This is a genomic window from Thauera aromatica (genome assembly GCF_023093595.1).
In the GTDB taxonomy this organism is placed as follows: domain Bacteria; phylum Pseudomonadota; class Gammaproteobacteria; order Burkholderiales; family Rhodocyclaceae; genus Thauera; species Thauera aromatica_A.
This window is the reverse complement of sequence record NZ_JALLIK010000094.1, coordinates 52,570-65,351: the sequence shown is the minus strand read 5'-3', so window position 1 is coordinate 65,351 and position 12,782 is coordinate 52,570. Positions and strand designations below refer to the sequence as shown.

Sequence of the window (12,782 nt, the reverse complement as noted above, 5' to 3'; positions counted from 1 at the left end):
CCGGCGCAACGTCGACATGACCTACATCGTCATGGACAACGAAGTCTACGGCATGACCAAGGGCCAGGCCTCGCCGACCACCGCGCCGGACTGGGAAAAGAGCAAGCTCACTCCCCAGGGCACCGGCATCAACCCCTTCCACCCGCTGGTGATCGCGCTCGCCGCCGGCGCCAACTTCATCGCCCGCGGCTTCTCCGGCGACCCCAACGGCGCCGCCCAGCTGATCACCGAGGCGATCCGCCACCCGGGCTTCTCCTTCGTCCAGCTGCTCAGCCCCTGCGTCACCTTCCGCCCCGAGCAGCGCGACTGGAAGGACGCCGTACACCCGGCCGCGGTCGATCCGACCGACGATCCGGCGCGTGCCGCCCGCCGCCTGATGACCGACGACGGCTTCAACATCGGTGTGCTGTATCGCGGCAGCCGTAAACCCTTCCAGGCGGCGCTGAAAGCCAGCGTCGATTCCGTTGCAGATCTCGAGAAGGAGTTCGTGCTATGAGCGCTACCGAGCCGCAGGACAACAGCATCCAGTCGGTGGAGCAGCTCCTCGCCCACGCCCTGGCGATGGAGAACGAAGCGGTCGAACGCTACGAAATGCTGGCCGACCAGATGGAGACCCACAACAATCCGGAAGTCGCTGCACTGTTCCGCAAGCTCGCCGAGATCGAGAAGCTGCATGTGGATAACGTCAATGATCTCAGCGACGGCCACACCCTTCCGCACATCGCGCCTTGGGAATATGCCTGGCAGACCCCAGAAAGCCCCGAAGCCCCGTCGGCGAGCGCGGAAGGCCTGCACTACATGATGCATCCCTACCACGCCATCGCGATGGCGCTCGAAGCCGAGCGCAAGGGCGTGGCGTTCTACGAGCGTCTTGCCGACCAGGCCGGGCGGGAGGACGTGCGCAAGATCGCACGCGAACTGTGCGAGACCGAGCGTGAGCACGTGACCCTGCTCCAAGGCTGGCTGGGACGCTTCCAGCCGCCCCCGAAAGGCTGGAGCGAGGACGCCGACCCCCCGCTGCCGCAGGAATAAGCGGGCGCAGCACCCTCCCGGTGGGCGGCGGTCGCCGCCCAGCCCGGGTGAACGAACCGAGGGCGGGTCCTGATGGCCCGCCCTCGGTTCGTTTACAGCACTTCCGGTGAGCAATCCTTGCGCACGCCCCTCACGGGCCGGCGCCCGGGTAGCGGAAGGCCCTGCGCCGAAGCCCGGGCCGACCTTTCCGTTCGGCTTACTTCCCGCTCGCAGTGATGTCCACGCTGAGATCGTAGCCGGCCTCGCGCAAACCCGTGATCACGCGCTCGGCATCATCGGCGTCGAAGCGGATCATCGCGATGCGCTTGCCTTCGCTCTGCGGCGTGCGCGGCGACACCACCGATACGATGTAACCGCCGTGCGCGCTGACCGTCGCCAGCAAGGCCGCCAGCTGGCCGGTCTGGTCCGGCAGGCTCACGGTGATCCGGGTCGAGCCTTCCACCCAGCAGCCGGTGATGTCGAGGAAGAAATCGAGCAGGTCGACGCTGGTGATGATACCCACCAGGCGGTCGTTTTCCACGACTGGCAGGCAACCGAGCTTGTTCGGGCGCATCAGGCGCGCCGCTTCCTCGATCAGGGTCGAGGGCGCACAAGTGATCACCTTCTTGTGCATGATGTCCGCGGCGTTCACTTTGGACAGCAGGTATTTCACTTCCCCCACGTCCAGCGTCGTGATCGTGGACGGCTGCGCGCGCTGCACGTCCCGATGCGAAATGATGCCAATCAGGCGGCCATCGGCTTCCACTACGGGCAGATGGCGCACTTTCTTCAGGCGCATGATCTCGGAGACCTGCGCAAAAGTGGCGTCCGGGGCGACGTGCAAGACATCCCGGGTCATGATCCTTTCGACGAACATGAAAACACTCCTGACAGAATGGACAGCAGCAAATCCGCGCACGTCATGATCCTCCATGCGCGGAATCCGTGGCAATGGCCCGCCTGGACGCCGACCGGGCCAGCATCGTCGAGTGTATCGGAAAACCCCGGTCAGGACGCGGCATTTAGCGGTATCGACGGTTCTCGCGGAGGGAAAATCCGCAGCTGACGTCAACGTCACATCGATCCTTTGACATTCGTCAACCGACCGGTCAGTCATAGCTTCTATTATGGGTCCATAAGCGATCAGCGCGGACCGCTTGCCGGTCACGGTCCCGGACCGCTCACCGGCCCAGCCGCGCTGTCGCCACACCCGCATCCGAAGGAGACTCACCATGACGACCCCCAATTGCCCGACAGGCGTCAGCAAGGTCGCCACCTACTGTTACCAGTGCGTGGCCGGCCCCGATCTGCTCAAGGTCAAGGTCGAGGACGGAGTCGCGACCGCGATCGAGCCCAACTTCGACGCCGAAGGCGTACATCCCGCGGCGGGCCGGGTCTGCGTGAAGGCCTTCGGCCTGGTGCAGAAGACCTACAACCCGAACCGCGTGCTCACGCCGATGAAGCGCACCAACCCGAAGAAGGGGCGCGACGAGGACCCCGGCTTCGTGCCGATCTCGTGGGACGAGGCCCTCGACCTGATCGCCGACAAGCTCAACACCGTGCGTGCGAACGGGCTGCTCGACGCTTCCGGCTATCCGCGCGTGGCGGCGAGCTTCGGCGGCGGCGGCACCCCGACTCAGTACATGGGGACCTTCCCCGCCTTCCTCGCCGCCTGGGGGCCGGTCGACCTGAGCTTCGGCAGCGGCCAGGGGGTCAAGTGCTACCACTCCGAGCACCTCTACGGCGAGCTCTGGCACCGCGCTTTCATCGTCTGCCCGGACACGCCGCGGACCAAGTACATCGTCTCCTTCGGCATGAACATCGAAGCTTCCGGCGGCGTGTGCGGGGTCTGGCGCCATGCCGAAGCGCGCGTCGAGCAGGGCGTCAAGCGCGTCCAGGTCGAGCCCCACCTGTCGGTTACCGGCGGCTGCTCGGCCGAGTGGGTGCCGATCAAGCCCAAGACCGACCCCGCGTTCATGCACGCGATGATCCACGTGATGCTGTTCGAGAACGCCCGCTCGCGGCTGGACATCGACTTCCTCAAGCACATGACCGCCTCGCCCTACCTGGTCGCGCCCAACGGGCTCTACCTGCGCGATCCGGACACGCGCAAGCCGCTGGTGTGGGATCTGAAGCGCGCCGCCGCGGTGCCGTTCGACACTGCGGACATCGATCCCGCACTGGACGGTGAATTCACCGCATCCGGCCTCGAAGTCCTGCCCGACGATGAAACCGTCGACCATGTCCAGGTGCGCGTCCTCACCGCCTTCGGCAAGCTCGCCGAGCACGAGCGCACCTTCACCCCGGAGTGGGCGGCGAAGGTCTGCGACGTTCCCGCCGACACCATCCGCCGCGTCGCCAACGAATACCTCGACCACGCCCAGATCGGCGCCACCATCGAGATCGAGGGCCGCACCCTGCCCTTCCGCCCGGTGGCGATCACCCTGGGCAAGACCGTCAACAACGGCTGGGGCGGCTACGACTGCTGCTGGGCCCGCACCCTGATGGCCTGCCTGGTCGGCGCCCTCGACGTCCCCGGCGGCACGATCGGCACCACGGTGCGCCTGAACCGCCCCGCCAGCGACCGCCAGAGCAGCGCCAAGCCCGGCCCCGACGGTTTCATGGACTACCCGTTCAACCCCACCGACAAGGACAACTGGGTTTCCCGCCCGCAGATCCGCAACGCCAACCGCACTCTCGTGCCGCTGGTGGCGAACTCGGCCTGGAGCGCCGCCCTCGGCCCCACCCACCTCGCCTGGATGCAGCAGCGCCACGGCTTCGAGAACTTCCCCGAGCCGACCCAGCCCGACGTCTGGTTCTTCTACCGCACCAACCCGGTGATTTCGTTCTGGGATACGCCGCAGGTCGCCGAAGCCGTCTCCAGGTTCCCGTTCGTGGTCGCCTTCACCTACACCCGCGACGAGACCAACCACTTCGCCGACGTCCTGCTGCCCGACTGCACCGACCTCGAAGGCCTGCAGCTGATCCGCATCGGCGGCACCAAGTACGTCGAGCAGTTCTGGGACCACCAGGGCTTCGCCCTGCGCCAGCCGGCGGTCGCGCCGCAGGGCGAGGCGCGCGACTTCACCTGGATCGCCTCCGAACTCGCCCGCCGTGCCGGTATCCAGGAGCCCTACAACAAGGCGATCAACAAGGGCGCCGCCGGGGTGCCGCTGAAGGGGCCGAACTACGATTACTCCCTCGATCTCGGACAGACCCACGGCGTCGAGGAAATCTGGGAGGCGAGCTGCCGCGCCGCGAGCGCCGAGCTGACCGGCGGCGCCGAGGACCACGGCCTCGACTGGTGGCGCGAGCACGGCTTCCGCACCATCGATTACCCGCGCCTGCAGTGGTATCTCTACCCGCACATGAAGGACAACAAGCTGCGCTTCGAGATGCCCTACCAGGAGCGCATCTTCCGCATCGGCACCGAGCTCGGCCGCCGCCTGCACGAATCCGGCATCGACTGGTGGGACCGCCAGCTCACCGAGTACCGCCCGCTGCCCGATTTCCACGACTTCTCGCACCTGATCAAGCATGCGGTGATTGCCAATCTGGGCGGGCGCGAAGAAGACTTCCCGTTCTGGCTGCTGACCGCGCGCAGCATGCAGTACGCCTGGGGCGGCAACGTCGCCCTGCAGATGGTGCGCGAAGTCGCCGCCAACGTCGCCGGCCACCGCGGCGTGATCATGAACCCCGCCTCCGCGGCGAAGCTCGGCATCGAAGACGGCGACCTCGTCGAAGTGCGTTCGCCGCTGCGCGAAACCCGCGGCCGCGTGGTCCTGCGCCAGGGCATCCGTCCCGACACCCTGCTGATGGTGGGCCAGTTCGACCACTGGATCACGCCCTACGCCAAGGACTTCGATGTCCCCAGCATGAACAGCCTGGTGCCGATGCTGATGGACCTGACCGATGCCACCGGCTCGGCAGCCGATATCGTTCCCGTATCAATCAAGAGAGTCGGAGGTGCACAATGACGCGCTATGCCATGGTGGCCGACCTGCGGCGCTGCGTCGGCTGTCAGACCTGTACGGCCGCCTGCAAGCACACCAATGCCACCCCTCCCGGCGTCCAGTGGCGCTGGGTCCTCGATGTCGAATCGGGCGAATTTCCCGACGTGTCGCGCACCTTCGTGCCGGTCGGCTGCCAGCACTGCGATGAACCGCCGTGCGAAACGGTATGCCCGACCACGGCCACCAAGAAGCGCGCCGACGGCCTGGTCACGATCGACTACGACCTGTGCATCGGCTGCGCCTACTGCTCGGTCGCCTGCCCCTACAACGCCCGCTACAAGGTCAGTTTCGCCGAACCGGCGTATGGCGACCGCCCGATGGCGAACGAGAAGCAGCGCGCCGACCCGGCCCGCGTCGGCGTCGCGACCAAGTGCACCTTCTGCTCCGATCGCATCGACTACGGCGTCGCCCATGGCCTCACCCCGGGCGTCGACCCCGACGCCACGCCCGCCTGCGCCAACGCCTGCATCGCCAACGCGCTGACCTTCGGCGACATCGACGACCCCAACAGCAAGGCTTCCCGGCTGCTGCGCGAAAACGAACATTTCCGCATGCACGAGGAGCTCGGCACGGGTCCCGGATTCTTCTACCTGTGGGAGAAAAAATAATGAGAGGCGTCCAACCCGAACTGCAACCCTTCTGGGATGCCCGCGCGGCCGGCAACTTCATCGGCGGCGGCACCGGCACCGGCCTGCTGCTGTGGGCCGTGCTCGCGGCCACGGCCCACGACACCGCGCTGCTTCCTCCCCTGCTCCTGGCCCTGGCCTGCATCGGTGGCGGCCTGTTCTGCGTATGGCTGGAAATCGGCAAGCCGTGGCGGGCACTGAACGTGTTTTTCCACGCCCGCACCTCCTGGATGACCCGCGAAGCGATCGTGGCGATGCCGCTGTTTGCCGCCGGCGCGCTCGCCGTGCTGACCGGCGCGCTCGCCGCCGCCTGGCTCGCCGCCCTCGTCGGTCTCGGTTTCCTGTACTGCCAGGCGCGCATCCTGCAGGCGGCGCGCGGCATTCCGGCGTGGCGCGAGGCGGCCCTGCTGCCGCTGCTGATCACCACCGGGCTGACCGAAGGCGCGGGCCTGTTCGCCCTCGTCGCGGCGATGCTGCCGCAGGGGCCGGGGGCCGCATTCGCCCTGCCGATGCTGATCCTCGTCGCCCTGCGCGGGTGGCTGTGGCGGCGCTACCGTGCCCGCCTCGCCGCGCCCGACTCCGCACCGCTCAAGGCGGTGCGCGCGCTCGACGCCGAAGGCAGGCTGTTCGTCCCGCTCGGCCACTACCTGCCCGCCGTCCTGCTGGCGCTGGCGCTGGTCCTGCAAGGCGGGGCGGCGACCGCCCTGATGGCGCTGGCCGGGGTGGCGATGGCGGCGGCAGGGTGGCACTTCAAGCTCGCCCTGATCACCCGCATCGCCTACACCCAGGGTTTCGCCCTCACTCATGTGCCGGCGCGCACGCCCGGACATGCGCGCCCCGGCGTGAAGCCCGGTTGGAACTGAACCGGCTGGAACTGAAATATCATGCGCCGGGCCGGTTCCGGCCCGGCGACCGGGAGCGTTTCGCCGCCCACCCAAGGAGATTTCCCCATGTATGAAGTCCGGATTCACGGCCGCGGCGGCCAAGGCGCCGTGCTGGCGGCCGAGCTGCTCGCGACGGCGCTGGTCATCGAAGGCAAATACGCGGTATCCATTCCCTCGTTCGGTTTCGAGCGCCGGGGGGCGCCGGTCGTATCCTTCATGCGCTGCAGCGATCGTGAGATTCGCCAGCTGACCAACATCTACCACCCCGACTGCATCATCTGCGTCGATCCCACGGTGGCCAACTCGGTCGACATCTTCGCCGGCCTCAAGCCCGGCGGCGCCCTCGTCCAGGCGACGTCGAGGCCGCTCGAGGAGCTGCGCCTGCCCGCCACGGTGGGGACCGTCGGCCTGTGCGACGCGGTCCGCATCGCCAACGAAATCTTCGGCCGCCTGATCACCAACACGCTGATGCTCGGCGCCTTCGCCCGCACCACCGGGGTGGTCTCGCTCGAGGCGCTCAAGCAGGTGATCGAGGAGTCGGACTTCCGCGATGCCGGATTGAAACAGAACCTCACGGCCCTCGAGCGCGGCTACACCGAGACCGTGGTCCATACCATCGAGCGGAGGGTCACTGCATGAGCGACCGTCATCACCCCTATCCGGCCTACCACCTGAAGCAGGCCGGCGTTCCCGACGACCTCTGTCCGGTCGCCACCGAACTCAGCCCGATGCGCCCGGGCGACTGGCGCAGCTTCCGTCCGGTCGTCGATCGCGACAAATGCGTCAAGTGCGCGGTGTGCTGGCTGTACTGTCCGGTGCAGTGCGTGGAAGAGCGCGCTGCCTGGTTCGACTTCAACCTGCAGACCTGCAAGGGTTGCGGGATCTGCGCCCAGGAATGCCCCCAGCGCGCAATCACGATGATCCCGGAGGCGCAATGAAACGGAACCCGAATGCCTGCGCGCGGGACGCGAGCACGATCCCGCAACCCGCCTGCATGGAGATGAGCCAATGAGCACGACGACGATCGACACGCCGAACACCGCGACCGCACGCGCCACGACCAAGGCGGTACTGTGCGAGGGCAACGAAGCCGCCGCGCTCGGCGTCGCCCTCGCGCGCCCGGACATGGTCGCGGTCTACCCGATCACGCCGCAGACCTCGCTGGTGGAAAAACTCGCCTCGCTGATCGCCGAGGGCCGCATGGACGCCGACATCGTCGACGCCGAAGGCGAACACTCGGTGCTGTCGGTGCTGCAGGGCGGTGCGCTCGCCGGCGCCCGCACCTACACCGCGACCTGTGGCCCCGGCCTGGCCTTCATGTTCGAACCCTACCTGCGCACTTCCGGCATGCGCCTGCCGCTGGTGATGACGATCGTGACCCGCGACGGCATCACCCCGCAGTCGGTGTGGGGCGGCCACCAGGACGCGATGACCGTGCGCGAGTCCGGCTGGATCCAGATGTACTGCGAGACGGTGCAGGAAGTGCTCGACACCACGGTGATGGCGTTCAAGCTCGCCGAGCATCACGACGTCATGCTGCCGGTCAACGTCTGCCTGGACGGCAACTACCTGTCCTATGGCGCGTCGCGCATCGAGCTGCCCGAGCAGGCCGCAGTCGATGCCTTCATGGGCGCGAAGGACGTCAACTGGCACGTCGCCCTCGACCCCCAGCGCCCGATGGCGGTCGACCCGCTCACCGGCGGCTCCGGCGGCAACGGCCCCGAGACCTTCGCCCGCTACCGCCGCGGCCAGTGCCGCGGCATGCAGAACGCGCTGCGCGTGATCAGCGAGATCCACGAGGAGTGGGCCGAGCGCTTCGGCCACCGCTTCGCCCCGCTGGTCGAGGAATACCGCCTCGACGACGCCGAATACGCGATCATGACCCTGGGCAGCATGACCGGCGCCGCCAAGGATGCGATCGATGAAGCCCGCGCCGCCGGCGAGAAGGTCGGCCTGATCAAGATCAAGACTTTCAGCCCGTTCCCGGTCGCCGCCCTCAAGCACGCGCTGCGCAACGTCCGCGCCCTCGGCGTGGTCGACCGCTCGGTCGCCTTCCGCTGGAACTGCGGCCCGATGTTCCAGGAAACGCTCGGCGTGCTCTACCGCCTCGGCCGCCACGTCCCGGCGCAGAGCTTCATCGGCGGCCTGGCCGGCGCCGACCTCACCACCGCCATCTTCCACCGCGTCATCGACGAGACCCGGGCCCTGCTCACCCGCCCCGCCTCCGACGAGCCGGTATGGCTCAACGCCAAGGACTGAGGTAGCCACGATGCACACCACCGACTATCTGATCGCCGGCAGCAGCCATGCCGCGCTCGAAGCCATCAACGCGATCCGCATGCACGATGCGGCGGGCAGCATCACCGTGATCACCCGCGATCCCCACCCGCCCTACTCCCCGACCGTACTGCCCTACGTCGTTTCCGGGCGCTCCGCGCCCGAGCGCGTCTATCTGCGCGACGCCGAGTTCTTCACCCGCAACCGGGTCGAGTACCGCGCCGCCAGCGCGCTCGCCGCCGTCCATGCCGAACGCCATGTCGCGACCCTTGCCGACGGCAGCGAAATCGGCTACCGCAAGCTCCTCCTCGCCACCGGCGCGAGCCCGATCGTGCCGCCGATCCCGGGCATCGACACAGTCGAATTCCACGTCCTGCGCACCCTCGACGATGCCACCCGGCTGCGCGCGGCGATGACCCAGTCGCGCCGCGCGGTCGTCCTCGGCGCCGGCCTGGTCGGCATGCACGCCGCGGAAAACCTGGTCAAGGCCGGCGCCGAAGTCACCATCGTGGAGATGAACGCGCAGCTGACCTCGGGCTACTTCGACGACACCGCCGCCGCCCTGATCGAGGAAGCCTTCCTCGACAACGGCGCCACGATCCGCACCAACAGCCGCGTGGTCGGGGTGCAGAAGACCGACACCGGCGTGCGCCTGCAGCTCGAAGGCGGCGACAGCGTCGATGCCGACCTGCTGCTGGTCGCGGTCGGCGTGCGCCCCCAGCTCGATTACCTCGACGGCAGCGGCGTCGCCACCGAGCGCGGCATCCTGGTCGACGACGCCATGCGCACCAACGTCGACGACGTCTGGGCCGCCGGCGACTGCGCCCAGGCCCGCGGCTTTTTCAGCGACGCACCGATCATGAACGCGATCCTCCCCGACGCCAGCATCCAGGGCCGCATCGCCGGCATGGGAATGGCGGGCGATCCGGGCGCCAAGCCCTACCAGGGCGGGCTGGCGCTGAACACCTACCACTTCTTCGGCCGCCATGCGATCTCGGTCGGCAACAGCCAGGTACCCGAAGGCGGCGACGCCCGGGTGCGCTTCGACCAGGACAGCGGCCGTTACCTGCGCGTGGTGTTCGACCGCGACAACCGCCTGACCGGCATTTTCGGCGTCAACGAATTCTTCGATGCCGGCGTGATGGCGCAGCTGATCCTGCGCAAGACCGATCTCGGGCCGGTCCGCGACCGGTTCATGGCCGAGCCGCTCGCCACCGGCCGCGCGCTGATGTCGAACCTCTGGCGCTGAGGAGCACACCATGGGACAAGCCTATTCCACCATCGCCTTCGACGCATCCAAATGCGACGGTTGCGGCGAATGCATGAAAGCCTGCGCGGGCGCCAAGTTCGAATCCGACGACATCCGCCGCTCGCTGATCCAGATCATGCCCAAGGCCGCCGCCGCAACCGGCGCCGCCGCCAAGAGCGCGTTCGAGCTCGCGCTGTGCCGCCAGTGCGGCGACCCCAAGTGCGTCACCGTCTGTCCGGCCGGCGCGCTCGGCAAGAACGGCGCCACCGGCGTCATCGACTGGGATGCCTCGAAGTGCGTCGATTGCCTGCTGTGCACGATCGGCTGCAGCTACGCCGGCATCGCCCTCGATGAATACACCGGCCGCGTCAGCAAGTGCGACACCTGCGACGGCAAGCCCGCCTGCGTGCCGGCCTGCCCGACCGGCGCCCTGCGCCACGTCACCACCGCCCGCATCTACAACGAAGTCGGCGGCTGGGAAGACCTCTTCGCCCCCGGCCTGGCCGGTTGCCAGGGCTGCAACACCGAGCTGCTGATGCGCCACACCCTGCGCCGGGTCGGTCCCGACACCGTGCTCGCCACCCCGCCGGGTTGCGTCCCGGGGATGGGCTCGGTCGGCTTCAACGGCACCACCGGCACCAAGGTTCCGGTGTTCCACCCGCTGCTGACCAACACCGCGGCGATGCTCGCCGGGGTCAAGCGCCAGTATGAACGGGTCGGGCGCAAGGTAACCGCGATGGCGATCGCCGGCGACGGCGGCGCCTCCGACGTCGGCTTCCAGTCGCTGTCGGGCGCGGCCGAACGCGGCGAGCGCATCCTGTTCATGGTGGTCGACAACGAGGGCTACATGAACACCGGCATGCAGCGCTCGAGCTGCACCCCCTACGGTGCGTGGACCTCGACCACGCCGGTCGGCGCCCACACCCGGGGCAAGACCCAGGACGCCAAGAACCTGCCGCTGATCATGGTCAACCACCGTTGCGCCTACGTCGCAACCGCGTCCACCGCCTACATGGAGGACCTCTACGCCAAGCTCGACAAGGCGCTCGAGGCCTCCGAGCACGGCTTCGCCTACCTCCACGTGTATTCGCCCTGCACCACCGGCTGGCGCTTCCAGAGTGCAATGAACATCGAGGTCGCGCGCAAGGCGGTGGAATCGAATTTCGTCACGTTGTGGGAATACACCCCCGAAACCGGGCTGAGCTTCTCGCGCCCGGTCGACAGCCCGCTGCCGGTCGTCGATTACCTGAAAGCGATGGGGCGTTTCCGCCACCTGAGCCCGGAACAGATCGAACACATCCAGAACAAGGTCGAGGAGAACTTGCGCTTCGTACAGAAGATCGCGGAGAAAGAACATGGCTGATACCACTTCGAACACTGCAACCCACGAGCCGATCGAGTTCGCCGATCGCGCCACCCTGGCCAAGCTGCAACTCGAGCGCATGCGCTGGTCGCTGCAGCACGCCTACGACAACGTCCCCCACTACCGCAACGCGTTCGACGCCGCCGGCGTGCATCCGTCGGACCTGCGCGAGCTCGCCGACCTGGCGAAGTTTCCGTTCACCAGCAAGCAGGACCTGCGCGACAATTACCCCTACGGCCTGTTCGCGGTGCCGATGGCCGACATCGTGCGCGTCCACGCCTCGTCCGGCACCACCGGCCGCCCCACCGTGGTCGGCTACACCCGTAACGACATCCAGACCTGGGCCGGCGTGATGGCGCGCTCGCTGCGCGCGGCCGGCGGCAGCCGCGACGACATCATCCTCAACTCCTACGGCTACGGCCTGTTTACCGGCGGCCTGGGCGCGCACTACGGCGGCGAGGCCCTCGGCGCGACGGTGATCCCGATGGGCGGCGGCAACACCGACAAGCAGATCCAGCTGATCCAGGAGTTCGGCCCCACCATCATCCTGGCGACGCCGTCCTACATGCTGACCCTGGCCGACGAGATGGAGCGCCGCGGGCTCGACCCCTCGAGCACCTCGCTGCGCATGGGCCTGTTCGGCGCCGAACCGTGGACCAACGAGATGCGCCACGAGATCGAGACCCGGCTCGGCATCGACGCCGTCGACGTCTACGGCCTGTCCGAAGTGATGGGGCCGGGCGTGGCCAGCGAATGCGTCGAGACCAAGGATGGTCCGCACATCTGGGAAGACCACTTCTACCCCGAGATCATCGACCCGGTGAGCGGCGAAGTGCTGCCCGAGGGCGAACTCGGCGAGCTCGTGTTCACCTCGCTGACCAAGGAAGCGATGCCGGTGATCCGCTACCGCACGCGCGACCTCACCCGCCTGCTGCCGGGCACCGCACGAAGCATGCGGCGGATGGACAAGATCACCGGGCGCAGCGACGACATGCTGATCATCCGCGGGGTCAACGTGTTCCCGACCCAGATCGAGGAGATCCTCCTGCGCAATGACAAGCTGTGCGGCCACTACCAGCTCGTGCTCAGCCGCGACGCCCACCTCGACCGCCTCACCGTGCGCGCCGAGTTGCGTCCCGACATCTCCGAGAGCATCGGCCGCGCCGACCGCCTGCAGCTCGCCGCCGACGTCCGCCACGCGATCAAGAGCCTGGTCGGAGTCACCGCCGAAATCGAAATCCTCGACACCGACAGCATCGAGCGCACCCAGGTGGGCAAGGCCAAGCGCGTGATCGACCGCCGCAACCTGCAGGAAGCCGGCCTCTGAGCCGCTCCCGCCCCGCCGCAAGCCTACACACC

Annotated in this window: 12 protein-coding genes; 11 read left to right on the top strand and 1 reads right to left on the bottom strand. The window is 67.9% G+C overall.

Annotated elements, in window-relative coordinates; translation table 11 throughout:
* On the top strand, positions 1-496 hold a 496-nt coding region (locus MXC99_RS06945; RefSeq protein WP_247724759.1), incomplete at its 5' end, for a thiamine pyrophosphate-dependent enzyme.
* The gene (locus MXC99_RS06940) at positions 493-1,032 is read left to right on the top strand and encodes a ferritin-like domain-containing protein (RefSeq protein ID WP_107220511.1); all 540 of its coding nucleotides are present in this window, start codon (positions 493-495) and stop codon (positions 1,030-1,032) included. The genes MXC99_RS06945 and MXC99_RS06940, both read left to right, overlap by 4 nt.
* 196 nt (positions 1,033-1,228) lie before the next feature.
* Here MXC99_RS06940 and MXC99_RS06935 read toward each other — a convergent pair whose 3' ends face one another.
* Positions 1,229-1,888 (bottom strand): CBS and ACT domain-containing protein, encoded by a 660-nt coding sequence (locus tag MXC99_RS06935; RefSeq protein ID WP_247724758.1) that lies wholly within the window; start codon positions 1,886-1,888, stop codon positions 1,229-1,231.
* A 355-nt stretch (positions 1,889-2,243) separates the two neighbouring features.
* Here MXC99_RS06935 and MXC99_RS06930 point away from each other — a divergent pair, with 355 nt between their 5' ends.
* From MXC99_RS06930 to paaK, 9 genes are all read left to right on the top strand, one after another.
* The gene (locus MXC99_RS06930) at positions 2,244-4,988 is read left to right on the top strand and encodes a molybdopterin-dependent oxidoreductase (RefSeq protein ID WP_247724757.1); all 2,745 of its coding nucleotides are present in this window, start codon (positions 2,244-2,246) and stop codon (positions 4,986-4,988) included.
* On the top strand, positions 4,985-5,632 hold the full coding sequence (locus MXC99_RS06925; protein ID WP_247724756.1) for a 4Fe-4S dicluster domain-containing protein: 648 nt from the start codon (positions 4,985-4,987) through the stop codon (positions 5,630-5,632). Before MXC99_RS06930 ends, MXC99_RS06925 begins: the two co-directional genes overlap by 4 nt.
* Entirely contained in the window at positions 5,632-6,513 is an 882-nt protein-coding gene (locus tag MXC99_RS06920; protein ID WP_247724755.1) for a phenylacetyl-CoA:acceptor oxidoreductase, read from the top strand. The genes MXC99_RS06925 and MXC99_RS06920 overlap by 1 nt, the downstream gene beginning before the upstream one ends.
* Positions 6,514-6,600: 87 nt before the next feature.
* Positions 6,601-7,173, top strand: a complete 573-nt coding sequence (gene padE / locus MXC99_RS06915; RefSeq protein ID WP_247724754.1) for an NADH-dependent phenylglyoxylate dehydrogenase subunit gamma — start codon at positions 6,601-6,603, stop codon at positions 7,171-7,173.
* Positions 7,170-7,472: an NADH-dependent phenylglyoxylate dehydrogenase subunit delta gene (gene padF / locus MXC99_RS06910; protein WP_247724753.1), complete on the top strand. Its 303-nt coding sequence runs from the start codon at positions 7,170-7,172 to the stop codon at positions 7,470-7,472. The genes padE and padF overlap by 4 nt, the downstream gene beginning before the upstream one ends.
* A 70-nt stretch (positions 7,473-7,542) precedes the next feature.
* A complete protein-coding gene (gene padG / locus MXC99_RS06905; protein WP_247724752.1) occupies positions 7,543-8,793 on the top strand; it encodes an NADH-dependent phenylglyoxylate dehydrogenase subunit alpha in 1,251 nt (416 codons plus the stop codon).
* A gap of 10 nt (positions 8,794-8,803) precedes the next feature.
* Entirely contained in the window at positions 8,804-10,060 is a 1,257-nt protein-coding gene (gene padH, locus MXC99_RS06900; protein ID WP_247724751.1) for an NADH-dependent phenylglyoxylate dehydrogenase subunit epsilon, read from the top strand.
* 10 nt (positions 10,061-10,070) lie between these two features.
* Entirely contained in the window at positions 10,071-11,423 is a 1,353-nt protein-coding gene (padI, locus tag MXC99_RS06895) for an NADH-dependent phenylglyoxylate dehydrogenase subunit beta (RefSeq protein ID WP_247724750.1), read from the top strand.
* Positions 11,416-12,750: a phenylacetate--CoA ligase PaaK gene (gene paaK, locus MXC99_RS06890; protein ID WP_247724749.1), complete on the top strand. Its 1,335-nt coding sequence runs from the start codon at positions 11,416-11,418 to the stop codon at positions 12,748-12,750. The genes padI and paaK overlap by 8 nt, the downstream gene beginning before the upstream one ends.
* Positions 12,751-12,782 lie beyond the last annotated feature (32 nt).